The organism is Segatella oris (assembly GCF_900637655.1).
Taxonomy (GTDB): Bacteria; Bacteroidota; Bacteroidia; order Bacteroidales; family Bacteroidaceae; genus Prevotella; species Prevotella oris.
Genome location: NZ_LR134384.1, coordinates 1,471,628 through 1,492,487 on the forward strand (window position 1 = coordinate 1,471,628; position 20,860 = coordinate 1,492,487).

Here is a 20,860-nt window from a genome sequence, read left to right on the forward strand (position 1 = left end):
GAGATACTCCGAATCAGAGTATCTCCCTTTTGATTTACCGCTTCTTGAACTTTCCGCCTTTCAGGTCGCTCTCCACCATACGCTTGTTCAGCTCCTCTCGGAGTTCATCAAGAAAATAGGTGCGGCTGTCATCCTTGCGGCGTTTCATGTTCATATAGACGTTGTAGCAGTTCTTGATTTCTATACCAAAGATTTCGGAAAAGGCATCTGCCAATTCTTCTATACCGATTTCACCATCGTTGATACAGGCACAGGTATCGAGTGCGTAGAGTAGTTCCACCAAGTCGGTTGCTTTACCTGTCCAACGGAATTTCTTAGCAGATTTGATAGGCAAAGAAGGAAGAAGCCCCTGCATCCTCATCTTCAGCAATTCCAGCTCCGTATCAATAACAAAGAGCAACTCTGCCACATTTTTCCCCCAGATTGTCTTGATATGGGGATTTCATCTGTATTTGGTTTAACTGAAACCTTGTATATTGTAACGTCCTAAACAAATCCATCGAATCTGTTGCTGTCTTACAAAGTCTTACAATATCTTCGATACAATTATCAAGAATATTCCTAAGACTCGCATTTATAATATCTCTTGAAAAGAGAGCTTTGAAAGAACGTAATTTTATAAGTCTTTGCATATTAAATAAGTTACTTTGTAGATGTAATACATCAGGCATACACTCTTTCCATTTGTATATGCCTAATATTTCTGATAAAATCAATCAAGACTAATGATCTTATATGGTCCAGCAGGAGTTTCTATTGATGGCACTTCATGTCCTCTTCCTGTCATTGTATCATACTTATAAAATCCAATTCCATTCTTTGTATGCTCTCCAAAATAGATGTTTTTCCCTACTTTGATGATTGCATTAGCAGCCCAACTCGAAGATGCTGGCATAGGCAAAATTTTTCCTGTTTTATTCTTTATGTCAATCTCGTAAGGAACAAAACATTTATTTTCAACACTTGCCGGATTTTGAGGGTCAGAAACTAGACTTGGTTTATGAAGGAAAAGGTATATCTTATCATTGCCACCGTAAATCATATACATACCATAGGAACCGACTTCAGCCCCATCGGTTTTTTGAAGGCTCATATAAAAATCTTTATCAAAGTCAGTTTCTCCTTTCTTTATGCGTAATAAGCCATCATTATATCCCATATTGGGCATCATAAGACACATTATTGCAGCAGCAGGACCGGTATAAAAATATAGATTACCATTGTTGTCTAAAATAGGACAAGTATGTCCAATCATACCTAAACCAGTTGCTCTTTTATCTTTTATCACTTTCTCGACTTTGTCAGAAGCAATATCTATAACAGCTATCTGTGCCGATGTTCGTACCAACTCTTTCATTGCCTTAGTCTGATTTAGAGGCAAGAATAATTTTCCATCTCGCACAATTCCGTTTCCTGCATCAGGATCGTTATCCTCCTCAGCATACGGCGAAAGATCTATTTCTCTTATTATTTTCATTGTTGATGGATTTATAACGATAAGTTGCCCTCGGCTCGCACAAGTAACGGCATATGCTTTCGTCTCACTTGCAAAAATAAGCTCTACTACGTTAGGTGATCCTGGGAAAGAGAGACTAGCCACAGGGACAGAAGAGATTCTTCCTTTGTCATCTATGGAATACTTGTACAAGGTTTGTTCTCCTCCTTGTCCGAAAAGAGAACCAGATTGAATGTACACATGTTTTCCATACTTCTCCATAAAAAGATGACCAGATGGTACAGTAATAGATTCACTGAATGAAGTCTTTGTTCCTTTTTCAAATCCTTCAAACGTAGTGATAAAGAATCCATTATCTACATGAGAGGCATAAGCAAAATGATGAATATTCTCCTTGCCTTTAGGAATATCATCCTCCTTATTGCAGGATATTACAGACAATGTCAACGCTAATGCGGGCAAAACCCATAGAAATTTTTTAATCATATTGTTATAATTTTAATTGGTGAATAATATTTCTTAGATTGTATATCTCAATTTTAGATGGAACGTTCTTCCTGGTAGTGGATAACGAAATTCTGCCCAAGCACGCTTGTTAAATAAATTATGTATCTCAAAGTTCATATGAAACCTGTTATAAAAAGAGCATTTTGTTCCAATATAGAATATCCATTTGCGAGGAACTATCATCGTGTTTTGAACGCTTGCCTCCCAATTATAGCTGAACCTTTCTGTAAATTCGAAGCCCGTAAATAATGAAAGATGGGAATTTTTCAGTATCACATTATGTTTATGGATATTGAATTCACTGTTAGCATAAAAATATGGTAGATTTGGAATCCGATAATTATAATGGAAGTTCTTTCCTCCCCCGATAGCAGTTCTCTCTATGTCTCTAGCATCCAAATAGGTAACATTTCCTTTAAAGGATAGCCAAGAAGTAAGTTCTGATGTAAGTTCTCCTTCAACTCCGATATTTCGTATCTTCCCGATATTCGCATGAACCATATTCATGTTACTATACATCAACTTTATCATATCTCTGACATTCATATAGAAAGCATTCAAATCAACACGAAAAGTAGGATAACTTGTCCCCAATAGACAACTAACTCCTATATTTACATTTAGACTTTTTTCTGATTTGAGCTTGGAAGAAGGATATATCAACATCCCATCTCCAAATAACTCCTTTACAGTTGGCATCCGGAAATTAGAGGCAATAGATGCTTTCAATGTAAAAAAAGGATTGAGATGCCAAGCTAAGGCTTCGTTCCAACCTATTGAATGGGCACTGGTCCTAACAATTTCAGGTTTCTTTTGGACGGAATTTATTTCATTAGATGGCATAACTTCTGATACATAATAGAAAAATTTTCCACCAAGTTCATTCGTCATTTTATTGTCAAATAAACTTGATTCATAGCTAATTCCAGAAGTGATAGAATACACCTTATTGGGATAACCACTTGTTGGATAATGAGCATATTTATCAGCTAATTTATCTTCGGGTATTTTATTGTTATATTTATACGTAGTATTCCAATTTATCGAATGATAATTATTTATTCTATAGTTTATATTCAGCATTTCTTGTAGTGAAAAAAGTTTATCGTGTGAATCGTTAGGTAAAGCTCCTATTTCCCCCTGCACAGATCCACTTTTGAATTTATTTCCAATAAAATCGTAACAGTAGTGAGACGTATCCACTTGATTTACGAGCGAGAAGTGGACATTTGAGCTTAAACTGACAGAAAGGTGATTTTCAAGAAGAGATTTTGACAAATACTGCCTGATCTGAATTGTTTTGCTTTTAATATGGGCATGTTGAATGTTGTTTTGTACATTCATCAATCCGCCTTGTATTTCATCATAAACATTATCTACACCTATATCCACCAAAGAATTATTAAACCAAGATTTGAGAAAAGAGATACTTCCATGTAGTTGCCAATATCTATATCTATCATGATCCCGATGAATTGTTCTTCCTTGTTCAAAAGGAGACACGAAGTCATAATTATTCAAAGAAGAATTAAATGTCCCTCCTATCTCAAAATGAAACCTGTTGTTACTTAAGTTTTTATGAAGAATAAAGTTTGCAAGATGGGTATTATATGAAGAGATTTCATACATAGCTTCAAAATAGTCTCTCAGAGAAGATTTAAGTATGATATTTATAGCACCACCCAGCCCTTCTCCTCCTAATTTTGCAGGAACATTTCCTTTGTAAATCTCTACAAACTGAATGGCGTCAATAGGAATGGAAGCAAAGGAAAATTCTTCTGAACTGCCCATTGATATACCATTGATAAAAACACCAATGCGTTTACCATCAAGACCTTGAATAATAATTCGAGATATACTTCCAAGACCTCCTTGTTGTGCAACTTTTACTCCAGACGCTCTATTCAGGATTTCATTGAGTGTTGCAACTTGCCCTTGTAACATTTTAGAATCCAGTATTGTAACAGAAGATGGGACTTCTCTCATTTTTTGAGTTTTGCTTTTTGCTATCACCCTTACTTCTGATAGTTCTTTATTCACTGGAAACAAGGACACGTTGATTTCAGTAGAAGTCTTTTGAGGTACTTCCACGTTGCGTTTTTCTGTTTGATATCCGATGCAAGAAAAAATAATAACATATTCCCCTTTGGGTAGTTGTAATTGGTATTTTCCTTGATTATCCGTAACGCATCCTAAAGTATTTGATACATAGACAGAAACCTCTGATAATCCTTGCCCTGTTTCTGCATCCTTAACAACTCCATAATATGTCGTAATATGCGAACTTTCTTGTGCAAAAATAGAGCAAGGTTGTATGAGAGGTAAAGTAACAATGCCAATGCTCCATCTTATTATGTTATTGTAAGGAATCAGAAACAGAACGTTCAATCTGACATTTCGTTTCATTAAGAGAAATACCTCTACAATAACTTTGTAGAATAGATATATAGACATGGCCATTTTTTAATTACTTAAAAGCTATACTTCATCTTCATCCATATTTCGGAGTTCTTTTTATACATATCAAACATTCCTCCATCCGCATGGAAATAATCGAATCCTCCTGTTATGCTTATTTGATCATTAATCGAGTATTGAGCAGCAAATCTATTGAATATCCCCCCGTGAGTAACATTTATATAGGCAAAAGAAGATAGAGAGAGAGTATTGCGGAATAATTCCTTGGAAATCCGAGCTGTTGCCAAACCTGTATTTTTTAGAACAGCGAGTCCTGATAGATTCCCGGATATGTATTTATGTGCATATTGGATGCTTAAATTCCAATCATTTCCTAGGAACCAATCTACCCCTACAAGTCCATTAAGACTATTGCGTTCCTTTACTTTTTGTCCGAATTGGGCATTTTGTGCCTCATTCAAGAATGTTGCAGCTTCACCTCTTAAAACAAAATTCCCTACTGGTATAGAAAGATCGCCTCCAAGCATTGTCATTCTTCGATAATTTCCAACAACAGAAAGTGTGTATTTTTCAGAGAGCGAATAACTTAATGCTGGTGTTTTATTCCAAGTGTGCAACGCACAAAAGGCAAAATCCACCCCTGATAAATTAAAAGATACACGTCCTCCAAATTCCATATTCCCTATTCTCTTACTCGGTTTCTGACTTTCAAGGTCTATAGAGTAAGGTGATTTCGATGAAAGTTGTATTGCCCAAGGGTTATGTTTATCTGTAGAAAGCAGGAAAAATTCGGAAACAGGAACACAAATAGCTTCTATGCTAAAAATAGAATGTATATACTTCACTCGGAAAGCATTTACAGGAGTACGAATGTCATCATAATCTTGTGCCAAAAACTCAGTATAGTCCATAGGCGAAATCTGGTCTGTAACACGTAAAGCATCTGCATTTCCCCAAATAATGATTTGCCTACCTGCTCGTAAATTAAAATCGCCAGCGTTATAAGTCAAATATGCTTCTCTTAGATTAAGACCTGTACGGTCTTTTAAGATTCCATTATAGATAGCATTCATGGATAAAAATAACCCTACATTTTCTTTTTCAAGGGAAACTTCTCCACGCAATCTCGTTCTAGAAGACATCCAATCACCTTTTCCACTCGCACGAACAGCATGATAGGTGTCAAGAAAGCCTTTTACCTGAATATTAAGATTGTTTTCTGACATATCAGAGAAATCTGTGTAAAGGCTATCGTTTTTCGTTATTTCTTCTTGAGATAATGCTCGGATCGGAAATACCGAAGTGAGCATTATTAGCAGCAATATATTTCGACACATAGTTATATCCCCTTTTCTAGTTTTGATACTGTGAATAAGTTGGGTTCAATTTTTACATTAAAACGAGGATCGCTTATGGATAAAAGCGTTCGATGCCCTGTTTGGATATTCTTCATCTCCATATGCAAGACACACCAAAATCCTTGTATTTCCGATATTTGAGACGCATAGAAACTACGATGCAGTTTATTTAATTTATCGTAATAATCGACTTTAACGGCAATACAGCAGTCCTGTCGAATCCATGATATTTTTTTTGAGTATATCTCTTGCTTTCCTACAGGAATAGATTCTACTACCCAACATTTATGACCTTCAAAAGTTTCCTCTCTGAGAAAAGTATGCTTATCCTCATCTACATTACGTGAGCCCATATCATCATAGGTAAAATCACTTCCCATGAAATAGTCCGTTTTAGAAGATTTTCCACTAATCCTTCTCGTTTTTTTCATTGCAGGTAGATAAAGCCATTTGTCATCTTCTTTATTTGGATTATCATAATCCCATGTAAGAAAGCCAGTCCCTTTTACATCGCCAGGATAAGTAAAAAACATGATTTTTTTCGTGTCTTTACCGACATCCATAGCCCATGAAGAGAGTTTACGTTCTCGCTTACTGCCATTTTTCTGAACAAGAGTCATACTCAACGTGGCATAACGAGTATCACCATCGGGACGATTTTTTACTTTAAGCATAATTTCTCTTCCGGAAGGGGTACTTGCATTTGCAACACAAAAGCACATCACAGAGAGTGCTATGATTATTAAACTTTTCGTTCTCATTGTTTATTGATTTTTAATGTTGTATTGAGTGGGTCTTTTTTTTCTACGCCGAAAAGATGTAGATATTTGAATAACACAGGTGTCAGGAATAAATCTGCGAGAAGAGCTGACACCATACCGAGGATTGCCAATAATCCCCAATTTTTCATTTGAATTGCATCAGAGGAAATAAATCCTGCAAATGTTGCAGATATGACTACTGTGGACATTACTATTGCAATACCCTCGATTCTGAAAGTCTTATTTATGGATACATCGTAATTTCCAGTTAGACTATATTCAAGATGCCCATGATTGATAAAATGGATAGTATCATCAACGGCTATACCTAAAATCATCGGAATGATGGAAGCTGTCATCATATCAAGAGGATAGTCTAGCCACCCCATGATTCCCCCGACAATAATAGCAGGTGCTAAGTTCGGAATCATTCCAACAAGCCCTACTTTCCAACTCTTGAAGACAATCAGTAAGATAATGCCAATGATTAAGATGGATAAAAGCATAGACCACATTTGGCCTCTTTCCACATATTGTTGCATTACGGTGAATTGCGGAAGGTTGCCAACGGTAGACACATGGGCGTTTGGATACATTTTTTTTGCCTCAATCTGAATATTTTTCATTTCTTTTTCAGCCTCATTGGAATTATATGATTTTATTTCTATTTGAAGTCTTAGTCTTCTATAAGCATAATCCATCCAATATTCAGATTCTGTTCCACCCGCATTTTCATATAGCAGCAACAATTGAGCTATCATATCTGGGTTATCAGGGATTTTATAGAAATCAGTATTGTTCCCATTCAATGTATAATTCATATCCTTTATGATGTCCAAGATAGAATTATGGCGTTTTGTCAAAGTATAGCTATTTGCAATTTGACTCAATCGTTCCAACTTTTCTAAATTTTCGGGCTTTTTAGCATCTCCTTCATTGGGGAGTACAATCATCAAATCGTAAGAATACATGCTGCCAAGTTCCGTATTACACAATTCCAAAAATCTATTCGCATAAGGAACTTTTTTCCCGACAGTTTTTTCCAAGTCAAAAGCTGGCTCAATAAAGCACATGCCAATCCCACAAAAGATTGTGATAATCACCGATATAATAACAATAGAGCGATGGTTTCGACAGATAAAGCCCCCCATTTTCTCAAATCTGTCTCCCAAAAAAACTTCAATACTCTTTGAAATATTGACATGGGGAGGCTTATTTTTTCCAAATGACAAGATGATAGGGGTGATAAATAGGCAAGTTAATAACACTGAGAGCAGACACAGTGTTGTATTTATACCGATGGCTTTCATAGGTACAATTTTCATGGCGAGAAAGGACATCATTGCAGCCACAGTTGTTACACAAGCAAGTGTAACTCCCCAGCCTGTTCCCTCTAAGGATGCAATAATTGATTCCCTACGCTTTCCTGTCTGAAGAAAATGTGTCTTAAATAGACTATATAAATGAATGTTGTAGGCGACGGAACATGCAAATGTAAGAATGACGGCAATCATAGATGTTGACATGTCTATATATAGTCCACTCCATCCGATAATTCCAAAACCAAGAATAATTCCTGAAATAGTTGTTAGTATTGGAGATATTACACCACGAATCGAACGTGTTACAAAGAACATAACAATTATAGCAGCAATAACTGCAAACAGCATAAGACGTCCCATCTCTCCTTTCAGAAAAACGAATTTCTCATAGTTTAGATAAGGCATTCCAGCCGCGTTGGGGGACAAAGATTTGTATTTATCTTTGTTGATAATGTGTTCCGTTTCTTTCCCAGTTAACATGTCAGGAGCCAAATCACTCGATTTCTTCCATTCTTGTTCTTCAGGAAAAGGCCTAAGTTTTACTAATATCCAAGTCATTTTTCCATCTTTGGACACAAGTTTACTAGCTATGTGAGGTTTGGAATATGCTTTCTCTTTTATCGCCTGCAATCCTTGTTTGTCAATAGGGATATCTTCTGGAACGATTTGCTCAATCTGCATTCCATCATCATTACCTACCATAAATTCCAAGTCTGTTAATGACGTAACTTTTTCTGCATATGAAAGGCTATCGACCAATTCATTACTTAATTCTCGAATCAGTTTCAGACTTTCATGAGAAAAAATGTTGTCATTATTGACCAATACGGCAACATAATAGTCATTTCCAAAAATAGATTTGAACTCATTTGTTTTAATTAGCATAGGATCATCCTTGATGAAATAATCATCAAAAGAAGTCTTCATCATAATTCTTTTCATCCCTACAAAAGAAAAAGCAAGAATTCCAATGAAAGAAATAACTACGAGTAGACGATGCTTTAATATCCACATCGTCATCTTTCCAAAGATTTTATTGATACTATTAATCCTCATATGCTTATTTTTTAATTAGTTGCAGGTATAATCCGTGATGTTATTTCACACACATAATATTCAATGAACAACCATTTATTGAGAGTGATATTATTCCTCTGAAACTCTTCATTTGAGAGAGAATTCATCATATTACTCTTGTATGTAATTATGAATTACTGTTCTTTTGATGCAAAGGTATATCTATGTAAACAAGAGGTTTATACGAGAAAGGAAGTTTTATCAACGAATTTGGTCGACTTCTATATTTTTAGAGGAAGCCAGTAGATAAAAATCCCCACAAATGGGTATTGCTGAAAAAGCCTAAAAGGATTATCTTTGTAAACTAATTCACGTCATATATAGGATATGGAAGTATTTCAGCTACATATAGATAAGCGTTTTCCTGCATCAAATATTCGACTTTTAGAGGCGGAGGGGATGAGTATTGTATGGGGAACATTTCAATTGAATGAAGAATTAGATATACAGAAATACTCTTCAGATACGAATAAATCTAGAAATAACTACTTCTTATCACATTTCTGTATTTCAGGGAATACAAAATCAACAGCAACCGAGCGTCAATTTCAGATTTGCGATGAACAGCACAGTATTTTCTCTCTTAAGGAACGATCTGCTGTCAATCTACATATTGCTCCTTCTCGAAAAGGATACAACTCTTTCTTTGAGTATTCCCTGTCACAAAAATATTTCAAAGAACATTTCATACAAGAAAGTCGTATCTTGAATGATATGGAGGAGCGAACAGAAATGGAATCTATTTGCTGGGCAGGCAGAAATCTATGTATAACTCCCTCAATGATGTTCCTCATTTCTGAAATTACCAGACAGCCATATTCGGGAGCAATGATGAGTTTGTTTTTGGAAAGCAAAATCATGGAACTGTATCTTGCTCAGATTCATTCTTTTGATTCTTATGATTATCACATCTTAAAACTATCAAGAAACGATATAGACAGACTCTATGATGCACGGGATTACATTTCCGAGAATTTGAACAAAAGAATATCTATTTTAGCTCTTGCACGTGAAATAGGTATAAACCAAACCAAATTGAAGACCGGGTTCAAACAGTTATTTGGAACTACGATTTTTGATTATGCCATTGATCAAAAGATGAAACTTGCTATAGCGTTGTTAGAAGAGAATCGCTTATCATTGACGGAAATCTCCTATAAAATAGGTTATAGCCATCCCAATCATTTCTCTTTGGCATTTAAAAGAAGATTTGGTGTGTCGCCAAGCATGTTTACATAAGGCAAGTCTTGTGTAACACGGAGAAAATACAATTCATTAGAGATATACTTTTTAGTGTATCTCTTTTTCTTGCCACTTCCATCCATATCAACGCCACAAGTACGCAGTTATCTCAAACCCCTAACATACACTGTTTCTTTGGCTTACTTTTGTCCATGCACCGCTGTTGGTGCCATTAAATACATTGTAATATGGACGAAAAAATCAAAGACCAAGAAGTCCTTTTGGTCAAGGATCAGAAGGACGAGGATCTCAAAGCCGTCACAGGTACGGACGAGAAAGGCGGACTGAAAACCGTTCCGCCTACCGCCGAGCATGAACAGAGCTTCCTGAAGTTCGACAAGCACAGCAATGCGCTGGAAAACTTCCTCTCCAACTTCATGCGGCAGTTCAAGAACCCTACGCCGCTGAATTTCTTCAAAGTTCCCTTCGAGAGTGCCGTTGCCAGCGCACGGGTTCTCTCCGAGATGCTCCAAGCTCCGGATGTTCCCTCCAATAAGGAGATGCTGGATTCCGCCCGTGTCAATCCTTCCGACTATGCGGTAGAGCAGAAACAGTCCTTCCAAGGCATTGACCCCGACAAGGTGAAGTGGGAACAGTTCGAGCAGATGGGCGTAAGCCGTGAGAGTCTCGAAAAGGGCAAGCATCTTGATGACCTGCTTCAATACAGAAAGACTCCACTTGTTCCCATCAGCATCAAAATCGGGGAAGTCTCCCTGCATACCGATGCCCGTCTTTCCCTGAAAGCCTCCGGAGACGGAACATTCATTCCCGTTGTCCATGCCATCCGCAAGGAACCTCAATTGGAGCGCGAGTTCTTCGGGCATACCTTCACCGATGAGGACAAGAAAGCCCTCAGAGAAACGGGCAACCTCGGTCGCACCGTGGAACTGACCTTCCCCGGCAAAGATGAGCCGACCCGCAGTTTCGTAAGCATCGACCGCCTGACCAACGACATCATCGCCCTGAGTGCCGACCGGGTACGCATCCCCGATGAAATCAAGGGCGTGAAGCTGAGCGATGAGCAGAAAAAGGAGTTGTCGGAAGGCAAGAGTATCTACGTGGAGGGAATGACATCCAAAACGGGAAAGCACTTCAATGCCAACCTTCAATTCAATGCCGACAAGCGGTCTATTGAATTTCGTTTCGGCTCTCCCAAACAGGAACAACGCCAAAGACAAGCCCCCGAAGGACAGGAACAGGCGGAGCAGAAAGAATTGCGTGTCCCCAAGAAGATGCTGGGACGCGACATCTCTCCCGAAGAGCAGGCAAAGCTCAAAGCAGGTCAGACGGTCTATATGACCGGGCTTATCGACAAGAAGGGAGAGCCTTTCAATGCCTATGTACGCCCGAACTTCGAGAAGAACAAGTTCGACTTCCTCAAATGGAATCCCGACAAGTCCCAAGCCAAAGAGGTTATTCCCGACAATGCTTCCCGCACGCAAGTCGCCGTCAATTCCGAAGGCAAGACCAACGAAGCTACCAAGCATGTGAAGGAGCCACTCAAGCAGGGACAGACAGAGCCTACCACGGGGCAGGAACAAAAGCAAGAAGAGAAAAAGCGTTCCAAGGGAATGAAAATGTAATCCGCCACCACTAATATCCAAAAAGTAAGAACAAATGAAAGTCATCATAGCAGAAAAGCCGAGCGTAGCTCGTGAAATCGCCCGTGTCGTTCGGGCAACCAACAAGAAGAATGATTATATCGAAGGAGGCGGCTATGCCGTCACGTGGGCATTGGGGCACCTGATAACGGCAGCCATGCCCGAAGTTTACGGCATCAAAGGTTTCCATAAAGAGAACCTGCCGATTCTTCCTCCCGTCTTTACCCTTATTCCCCGCCAAGTCAGGAGCGGTAAAGGCTACAAGGCAGACCCGAGTGCCGTTGCCCAGCTCAAAGTCATTGAAAAACTCTTCAAAGCGGCAGAGGGCATCATCGTAGCCACCGATGCCGGAAGGGAGGGTGAGTTGATCTTCAGGTTCATCTATGAGTATCTCGGCATCGCCAAACCATTCGACCGTTTGTGGATCAGTTCGCTTACGGACAAAGCCATCAAAGAGGGGCTTGCCCATCTGCAAAGCGGTGCGGCGTATGACAATCTCTATTATGCCGCCCGGGCACGCAGCGAAGCCGACTGGCTGGTGGGTATCAATGCCACCCAAGCCATATCCATAGCGGCAGGACGAGGTACTTACTCCTTGGGTAGGGTACAGACCCCGACTCTCTGTATGGTCTGCTCCCGTTTCTTGGAACATAAGAAGTTCGAGCCACAGCCATTCTGGCAACTCAGTCTTGCTGTAAAGGAGGGTGATGAGAGCTTCCGTTTTTCTTCTGCCGACCGCTGGTTTGATAAGACGGAAGCCACCGCCCTGTATGATAAACTCAAACAGGCTCCTTATGCCACCGTGGAAACGATTGTGCGCAAGGAGACCAGACAGGAGCCACCGCTTCTGTACGACTTGACCACCCTACAGAAAGAAGCGAACAGTAGATTCGGCTATTCGGCGGAACAGACCCTTTCCTTGGCGCAGAAACTCTACGAGAAGGCGTACATCACCTATCCACGCACGGGCAGCCGTCATATCCCTGAAGATGTGTTTGCCGAAATACCTGCCTTGATAGCCTTTTTGCACGACCATTCCGTTTGGGGTGTCCATGCCCACCGACTGACCGAACTCAATGCGCACTCTGTGGATGGGACGAAAGTGACCGACCACCACGCCCTGCTCATCACGGGCAAGAAACCGATAGACATGTTCGGAGAGGAAGTAGTCATCTACGATATGATAGCCGGACGTATGCTCGAAGCTTTCTCCGCCCGTTGCGTGAAGGATGTCAGTACGGTTACTGCCATTTGTGAAGGCGTGAAGTTCATCCTCAAAGGTGAAATCATCAAGGAAGAGGGTTGGCGTGCCGTCCTCAAAAACAGCAGGAAGAAAGACAAGGAGCAGCAGGAAGCCGAAGAACGGGAAAGCAGGGAAAACGGAGAAGGCATCATCATTCCTCAATGGGAGGAAGGTAAGCAACTTCCGCTCTGCGCCTGTTCGTTGGCACAGGGAACGACCAAGCCCAAGCCTCTGCACACGGAAAGCTCGTTGTTGGCGGCTATGGAGACGGCAGGCAAGGAACTGGAGGATGAGGAACTGCGTACGCAGCTCAAGGATTGCGGTATCGGCACGCCTGCTACCCGTGCCGCCATCATCGAAACCCTCTTTGCCCGTGAATACATGGTGCGCCAAAAGAAGTCGCTCGTCCCCACGGAGAAAGGACTTGCCGTCTATTCCATCGTCAAGGGGATGAAAATCGGCAATGCTGAGATGACCGGACAATGGGAAGCAGACTTGGCGAAAATCGAACGAGGAGAGTTGAAAGAGCAAGAGTTTCGCAAGGGCATCGAAAACTACGCCACACAGATTACCGACGAACTGCTTTCCTCCAAAATTCTCTTTCCCAAGAAACAGAGCGACATCCATTGTCCCAAATGCGGCAAAGGCTCACTGGTCTTCTATCCTCGATGTGCCAAATGCTCTGATGCCGATTGTGGGCTGACGCTTTTCCGCAGCGTGGCAGGCAAGAGCCTCACAGACGAACAACTGACGCAGTTGGCGGTAAACGGAGAGACTGGCATCATCAAGGGCTTTACCTCCAAAACGGGCAAGAGCTTCGAGGCTTCTCTCTCCTTGGACGGAGAGTTCAAGACGGTCTTCATCTTCCCCGAGCGTAAAAAACCGGGCAAATCCCGAAGGTAAATCCCCGTAATTTGCTAATTTTGCCACTGAATGATGCGGTCATAAACAATCCTGTTGTTTTTACTGCGGATTTTAGTGGTGGCACTCGGCGGGGACGTCGAGTGCCTTTGCATTATATACCCATTAAAATCACAGATATGACAGCCATTCGATTTTCCTATTACGAGCTATCCCTGCTCTCTTTTCTTCGGGAAAGCCATCCCGAAAAAGCCGATGATATTTCTTTTATCAAAGAGCGTGCGGCATCTGCTTCTGAAGCCTATGCCGAAGCCTTCGATGCCGGTCTTCCCATAGCCGAATGTATCGGCATTGCCAATAAGACGCTCTATGCGGGTCTGCACTTTTCCCGCCACGATACCATCTCTTCCGTTCTTTGGAATGAGTTCTCTGCCGAAGTGCCGCTTGAAGCGGTCAGGGAGACCGCCATCCGTCTGCGCCCACTCTTAGAAAGCATCTTCGCCAAGTATCCGATTTCGGACGAGTTCGCTTATATGCCCGAATACAACTCCCTCTATACGGAGATTACGGGTTTTGTTCAACTAAAACTCGAAGAAGATGGCAAGTTATAACAAGAAGGAGCATCTAAGGGCGAACATAGAAGCCATCAAGACGGTCTTTGCCCTGCATCGGGAACAACGCACGGCAACGGAGGAGGAAATGGAGGTGTTGCGGGCTTATACGGGCTTCGGGGCTTTGAAGTGTATCCTCTCTCCCGTCAACACGATGGAGGACATCGCCCGATGGAACAAGTCGGAGCTGGAGCTATTCCCCTTGGTGATGGAGCTGCATCGCATCATTCGGGACAACACCGCTTCCGAGTCGCAGTACAAGAGTTATATGCAGAGCCTGAAAAATTCCGTGATGACCGCTTTCTATACTCCTGCGCCCGTAGTGCGGGAGATTGCCGCTTCCTTACGGGAGGCAGGCATCGTCCCCAAGCGTATCCTCGACCCCTCGGCGGGACTGGGCGAGTTCATCCGCTCTTTTGACGGCATTGCAGCCGAAGGGCATACGACTTTCGGTTTCGAGAAAGACATCCTTACGGGACAGATGCTCTCCGCCCTGCATCCCGAAGACAAGATACGCATCCGAGGCTTCGAGGAAATCGAATCCAAGCTCGGAGGTTATTTCGATGTGGTCAGCAGCAACATTCCTTTCGGAGATGTGGCCGTCTTCGACCCTGTTTTCAGCAAGACAGACGAACCTGCCCGAAAGATCGCCCGCATGTCCCTGCACAATTACTTTTTCGTCAAGGGGGTGGATATGCTCCGCGAAGGCGGTGTGTTGGCATTCATTACCTCGCAAGGAGTCATGAATGCCCCGACAAACGAGCCGGTACGGGAGTGGCTGATGAGCCATACCCGCCTTATTTCGGCAGTCCGCCTGCCGAACAATCTCTTTACAGAAAATGCGGGAACAGAAGTGGGCAGTGACCTTATCGTCCTGCAAAAGCAGAGTGGGAAAAAGGAACTGACCGAAGAAGAACAGCGTTTCATCAAGAGTGAGAAACGCCCCAGTGGAGTGCTGTTCAATACCTATCTGCGAAGCATGTCGCAAATCGTGCATACCGAATGGAAGCAGGATACCGATCCTTACGGCAAGCCCGCCATCCTGTTCCATCACGAGGGCGGAGCGGAAGGCATCGCCACCGATATGGGCAAAATCCTGCGAGCTGATTTAGTCAAACGCTTGGACGTGGCGTTGTACCAGAAACACATCTTCATTCAGGAGCAACCCCAAGTTGCCGTTTCCGTTCCTCCCGAAGTCAAGCAGCAAGAAGCAACGCTTACGCCTGTCGCTTCGACAGAGGAGCAACCACACCAAGAGGTGGGGCAACCGAGAGAGGAACAGCCGACGGAGCAATCCCGAAGCAGTGTCGCTCCGCAGGTACAACTGCTCGACCTTTTCGGCAATGTTATCCCGGAGGAAAAGCCCAAACGTAAAGCTGCCGCAAAACTGAAATCTGTCGTATCACCCTCCATCTTTTCCGAGACTTCACAAAGCAATGATACGGCACTGGGGCTGAAAGACACGGGAGAGCTGTGGTGGCAGCAGGACAAGGAGAAAGGGATGCAGCAGCGCCTCTATGAGGGGGAATGGCACGAACACCTCAGAGAGGGGTCTTTGCTGGCTTCGGACTTTCAAGTCGGAATGCTTGTCCGTGATATGGAGGACAGCCGAATGTTCCAGCCCATAGACCTCCCGTCCCAAGAACGACAGAAAATGCTGCTCTACATAGACCTGCGTGACGCCTACCACGCACTCTATGACTATGAAGCGGAACGCAAGGTGGCGAATGAATCCTTGCGAGAGAACCTCAATGAACTGTACGACCGTTTCGTGCGACTGTACGGGCATCTGAACGACCGCAAGAACCACGAGCAGATCCTGATGGATGCCGGTGGTAGGGAGATCCTTTTCTTGGAACGGAAGGTGGATAAAGAAACGCTCAAAGCCGATATTTTCCGTCAGCCCGTTTCTTTCAGCCTGCACGAAGTGACAGAGGTGGGCAATGCCCAAGAGGCGCTCTCGGCTTCACTCAATAAATTCGGAGCGGTGGACACCGAGTATATGCTGTCATTGCTTCCCGAAAGTTCCGAAGAGGAAATGCTCTCCGAGCTGTACGGCAGGATTTACTACAATCCCTTGGAGGGAGGGTATGAAATTGCCGAAAAGTTCATATCGGGCAATGTGGTTGCTGCATCGGAGCGTATCGGACAATATCTATTGGAGCATCCGGAGGACACAAGGGCGCAAGCCTCCTTGCAGGCACTGAAAGATGCCATCCCCGAACCAATTCCCTTCGTGGACTTGGATTTCAACTTCGGGGAGCGATGGATTCCCGTAAATCTCTACTCCGATTATGCCTCGCACCTTTTCGACACGGAGGTGATGATACGCTACAATTCAAGTGCGGACGAATACTCCGTGGAGGCACGGATGCACAATGCCAATATCTGGGACAGGTTCTGTGTGCGGGGACAGCATCGTCGATACGATGGCATTGCCCTGATGAAACACGCCCTGCTGAATACGACGCCCGACATCACCAAGAAAATCATGGTCGGCGACAAGGAGGTCAAGGTACGGGACACGGAAGCCATACAGATGGCAAACGCTAAAATCGATGAGATACGAAACGGCTTCACCGATTGGCTGAACGAGCAGAGCGATGAGTTCAAGCAGCGGTTGGAGAAACTCTACAATGACACTTTCAATTGTTTTGTGCGTCCCCAGTATGATGGTTCCCATCAGACATTCCCCGACCTTAATCTGAAAGGCTTGGGTATCGAAAGCCTGTACGATAGTCAGAAGGATGCCGTGTGGATGTTGAAGCTTAACGGAGGAGGTATCTGTGACCATCAAGTAGGGGCAGGGAAAACGCTCATCATGTGTACCGCTGCTTATGAGATGAAACGGCTCGGCTTGGCAAACAAGCCGATGATACTCGCTCTCAAAGCCAACGTGCAGGAGATAGCACAGACTTTCCAAACGGCTTACCCGAATGCCAAGCTGCTCTATCCGGGAAAGAACGATTTCACGCCCGATAAGCGGCAGCGGATTTTCCACGACATCAAGAACAACAACTGGGACTGCATTGTCCTCACGCACGACCAGTTCGGCATGATACCGCAGTCGGACGAGATACAGCAGAAAATCCTTCAGGATGAGTTGGACAGTGTAGAGGAAAACTTGGATGTCCTGCGTCAGCAGGGACGCAGCATCTCCCGTGCAATGGAGAAAGGGCTTGTCAAGCGGCAGATGAACTTGCAGGCGAAGCTGGATGAAATCAAGTTCAAGATAGAGAACCGAAAGGACGACGTGGTAGATTTCAAGACCATGGGTATAGACCATCTGTTCGTGGACGAGTCGCATACGTTCAAGAATCTGATGTTCAACACCCGCCACGACCGTGTGGCAGGGCTTGGCAACAGTGAGGGGAGCCAAAGAGCCTTGAATATGCTCTTTGCCATCCGCACAATACAGGAGCGGACGGGAAAAGACTTGGGAGCCACTTTCCTTTCGGGAACAACCATCAGTAACTCACTCACGGAGTTGTACCTGCTGTTCAAGTACCTGCGTCCCCAAGCCCTTGAAGCACAGAACATCAAGACCTTTGACGCGTGGGCAGCCATTTTTGCCAAGAAGTCGGTGGACTATGAGTTCTCCGTCACCAATGAAATCGTGCAGAAGGAGCGTTTCCGCTATTTCATCAAAGTGCCGGAGTTAGCGGCGTTCTACGCTCAAATCACCGATTATCGGACGGCAAAGGACATCGGCATAGACCGCCCCGAAAAGAATGAGATTATGCACAACATACCGCCCACTCCCGAACAGGAGGAGTTCATCGCCAAACTGGTGGAATTTGCCAAGACGGGCAACGCGGAACTGCTGGGACGTCCCAAACTCTCCGAACGGGAGGAAAAAGCCAAGATGCTCATTGCCACAGATATGGCGAGGAAGATGAGCTTGGACCTGAGGCTCATTGACCCGAACAAGTACGGAGATCATGTGGACAACAAAGCCTCCCACTGTGCCGCCAAGATTGCGGAATACTATCACAAGTTTGAGGAGCAGAAAGGAACGCAATTTGTATTCAGTGATCTCGGTACGTATAAGCCAGGCGAATGGAATCCCTATTCCGAAATCAAGCGCAAGTTGGTGGAAGACCACGGCATACCCGCTCAGGAGATACGCTTCATTCAGGAAGCCAAGACCGACAAGGCACGAAAGACGCTCATTGCAGGCATGAACGAGGGAACAATACGCGTGTTGTTCGGTTCCACCTCCATGCTCGGCACAGGTGTGAACGCCCAGAAACGTGCCGTAGCCATTCATCATCTTGACTGTCCCTGGCGTCCTTCCGACTTGGAACAGAGGGATGGCAGAGCCGTGCGTAAAGGAAACGAAGTCGCCAAGTTTCATGCGGACAACAATGTGGATGTCATCATTTATGCGGTGGAAAAATCGCTTGACAGCTACAAGTTCAACCTGTTATATAACAAGCAACTCTTCATCGAACAGCTTAAAAACAACCGTATGGGCAGCCGTACCATCGACGAGGGAAGTATGGACGAGAAATCGGGAATGAATTTTTCCGAGTATGTCGCCATCCTCTCCGGGAATACCGACCTGCTGGAAAAGGCAAAGTTGGAAAAGAAGATTGCCGGTTTGGACAGCGAACGGCAGGCGTTCATTCGCAGTAAGTCATCCTCCCGAGGCCGATTGGACGAAGTTATGAGAACGGTGGACGGAAACAAGGAATTGATTGCCCGTTTCCAAAGTGACTGGGACTTGTACCAAAGCCGTGTGCAGAAGGATAAGGATGGCAATATTCTCAATCCGATAACGCTCAAAGGGGTGGAAGGAAGCGACCCGAAACGCATTGCCGCCAAGCTCGCGGAAATCAACGAGAAAGCCTGCACACGGGGAGAGTATTTCAATATCGGAACACTCTACGGATTTAATCTCGTGGTCAAGACGGAGTCCTCCTCCAAAGACCTTTTCGACCTTTCACAGAACAAGTTCTTCGTGATGGGAGAAAGTGGGATGAAGTACAGCTACAACAACGGCAGGATTGCGGCAGACCCGCAACTCGCCAGTATGAACTTCCTGAACGCCTTGGAAAAGATACCCGGCTTGATTGAGAAGTTTAAGGCTGACACGGAAAAGATAGCCAAGGATATTCCTGTTTTGCAGGAGGTCGTGAACGGCTCTTGGAAGAAGGAAGAGCAGCTCAAAGACCTCAAAACGGAACTCGCTGCCCTTGACCGCAAGATACAGCTCTCTCTAAAACCCATCGAGCAGGGAGAGAGTGAGCAAGAAGGAACGGAGGTGATGCAGGACGGCGAAGGAAAGACGGAAGAGATGGAACGGTCACATCCGATTGAGCCGACTGTCACCGCCTCCTCCGTAGGCACCTCTGCGGTTCAAACCGACAGACCGTTGGAAAGCAACGGGCAGAGTATCTCCGCTACACAGCCCGCAATGGACGGACTACCGCCGTCTCTGGCGGAAAAGGTGTTTATCGTCAGACCGAAAATATAATCTGCAATGTCATCATCACATTCAACCGGCAGCCCCCGACTTGTCATTACGACAAAACGGGGGCTTTGCTGTTGCGTACAATCCGAAATTACGTGCCTTTGGGAGGTCTCTTCCTCTTGCGTTTGAGGTTCTCTGTAAAGTGGGTTTGCATAAAGGCAAGGATTTCCGATTCCAGATACCACGTCTTGTGGTAAACGATGTGGTAAGGAAGTGTCCCCGATGCCCGATAACGTTGCAGGGTACGTTTGCTCACTTGAAGCATCATGCACACCTCTTGATTATCCAGCAGAGGTTCTCCGTCTATCATCGGACGCTGGGGGATGTCGGGAGCTGTCTGTTTTAGGTCATCGAAACGCTTCATGATGCGTTCCATCCATTCAAGGAAGGTCGCTCTATCCAATAGTTCCATCCTTTATCCTCCTGCTTTTAAGTTCGAAGTTATGCCGTAGTTCTTTCAGGTTCTGAGGATTGCAGTACAGGCTCTTGTTTCGTATCGCCTCCTCGATGTCGTGCAGGTCATAGTAGCAACGTCCGTAGATCATCTTGTAACTGATTCTGTCCGTACTGCGCATACGCTGGAGAGTACGCTTACTGATGCCGAGTATCTCGGCTAACTCATCATTGGTGACAAGGCGGTTCTCATACTCTATCTTTGCCTTTTCTTCCCTTTCCACATACCGGAGAATCTTCTCTATCTTGCCCATCAGTTCGTGGTAGGCTTTGCTTTCGATTGTTATGACATCCATGACGCTTTGAATTTGATTATGCTGCAAAGTTCGGGAGTTAAAACCGTCCGGATTGTATGCTAAATATGTACTGAATAGAGATTTTTCTGTCTGATTCCAAAAGCCATACGACAAAAGCATCCATATCGAAGCCACAAGTACGCAATAAAGGAAATGCTGGTCTTGAATACTTACGCCA

Annotated in this window: 13 protein-coding genes; 5 read left to right on the plus strand and 8 right to left on the minus strand. The window is 43.8% G+C overall.

What is annotated here, in order from left to right; translation table 11 throughout:
* Positions 1–34: 34 nt before the first annotated feature.
* From EL210_RS06090 to EL210_RS06115, 6 genes are all read right to left on the minus strand, one after another.
* Positions 35–361 (minus strand): RteC domain-containing protein, encoded by a 327-nt coding sequence (locus tag EL210_RS06090; protein WP_026285922.1) that lies wholly within the window; start codon positions 359–361, stop codon positions 35–37.
* Positions 362–712: 351 nt separating this feature from the next.
* Positions 713–1,942, minus strand: a complete 1,230-nt coding sequence (locus tag EL210_RS06095; RefSeq protein WP_018920044.1) for a hypothetical protein — start codon at positions 1,940–1,942, stop codon at positions 713–715.
* A gap of 33 nt (positions 1,943–1,975) precedes the next feature.
* Positions 1,976–4,423, minus strand: coding sequence for a TonB-dependent receptor (locus EL210_RS06100; protein WP_018920045.1), 2,448 nt, complete (start codon positions 4,421–4,423; stop codon positions 1,976–1,978).
* A gap of 11 nt (positions 4,424–4,434) precedes the next feature.
* Complete coding sequence (locus EL210_RS06105; RefSeq protein ID WP_025879486.1) at positions 4,435–5,718, minus strand: DUF1302 family protein; 1,284 nt, start codon at positions 5,716–5,718, stop codon at positions 4,435–4,437.
* Between the two features lie 2 nt (positions 5,719–5,720).
* The gene (locus tag EL210_RS06110) at positions 5,721–6,500 is read right to left on the minus strand and encodes an outer membrane lipoprotein-sorting protein (RefSeq protein WP_004584107.1); all 780 of its coding nucleotides are present in this window, start codon (positions 6,498–6,500) and stop codon (positions 5,721–5,723) included.
* Entirely contained in the window at positions 6,497–8,878 is a 2,382-nt protein-coding gene (locus EL210_RS06115) for an efflux RND transporter permease subunit (protein WP_018920048.1), read from the minus strand. The genes EL210_RS06110 and EL210_RS06115 overlap by 4 nt, the downstream gene beginning before the upstream one ends.
* A gap of 348 nt (positions 8,879–9,226) precedes the next feature.
* On the opposite strand from EL210_RS06115, the gene EL210_RS06120 reads away from it, so the two are divergent.
* The 5 genes from EL210_RS06120 to EL210_RS06140 all read left to right on the plus strand — a co-directional run bounded on the left by EL210_RS06120 (position 9,227) and on the right by EL210_RS06140 (position 19,936).
* The gene (locus EL210_RS06120; protein ID WP_004584109.1) at positions 9,227–10,138 is read left to right on the plus strand and encodes a helix-turn-helix transcriptional regulator; all 912 of its coding nucleotides are present in this window, start codon (positions 9,227–9,229) and stop codon (positions 10,136–10,138) included.
* A 191-nt stretch (positions 10,139–10,329) separates the two neighbouring features.
* Positions 10,330–11,724, plus strand: coding sequence for a DUF3945 domain-containing protein (locus EL210_RS06125; protein WP_018920049.1), 1,395 nt, complete (start codon positions 10,330–10,332; stop codon positions 11,722–11,724).
* A 34-nt stretch (positions 11,725–11,758) separates the two neighbouring features.
* Complete coding sequence (locus EL210_RS06130) at positions 11,759–13,888, plus strand: type IA DNA topoisomerase (RefSeq protein WP_018920050.1); 2,130 nt, start codon at positions 11,759–11,761, stop codon at positions 13,886–13,888.
* Between the two features lie 137 nt (positions 13,889–14,025).
* On the plus strand, positions 14,026–14,457 hold the full coding sequence (locus EL210_RS06135) for a DUF1896 family protein (protein WP_004584310.1): 432 nt from the start codon (positions 14,026–14,028) through the stop codon (positions 14,455–14,457).
* Positions 14,444–19,936 (plus strand): helicase-related protein, encoded by a 5,493-nt coding sequence (locus EL210_RS06140; RefSeq protein WP_018920051.1) that lies wholly within the window; start codon positions 14,444–14,446, stop codon positions 19,934–19,936. The genes EL210_RS06135 and EL210_RS06140 overlap by 14 nt, the downstream gene beginning before the upstream one ends.
* Before the next feature lie 88 nt (positions 19,937–20,024).
* On the opposite strand, the gene EL210_RS06145 is transcribed toward EL210_RS06140, so the two are convergent.
* Together EL210_RS06145 and EL210_RS06150 are read right to left on the minus strand one after the other, a co-directional pair.
* A complete protein-coding gene (locus EL210_RS06145) occupies positions 20,025–20,345 on the minus strand; it encodes a helix-turn-helix domain-containing protein (protein WP_018920052.1) in 321 nt (106 codons plus the stop codon).
* Entirely contained in the window at positions 20,329–20,682 is a 354-nt protein-coding gene (locus tag EL210_RS06150; protein WP_004585709.1) for a helix-turn-helix domain-containing protein, read from the minus strand. The genes EL210_RS06145 and EL210_RS06150 overlap by 17 nt, the downstream gene beginning before the upstream one ends.
* Between the last annotated feature and the right edge of the window lie 178 nt (positions 20,683–20,860).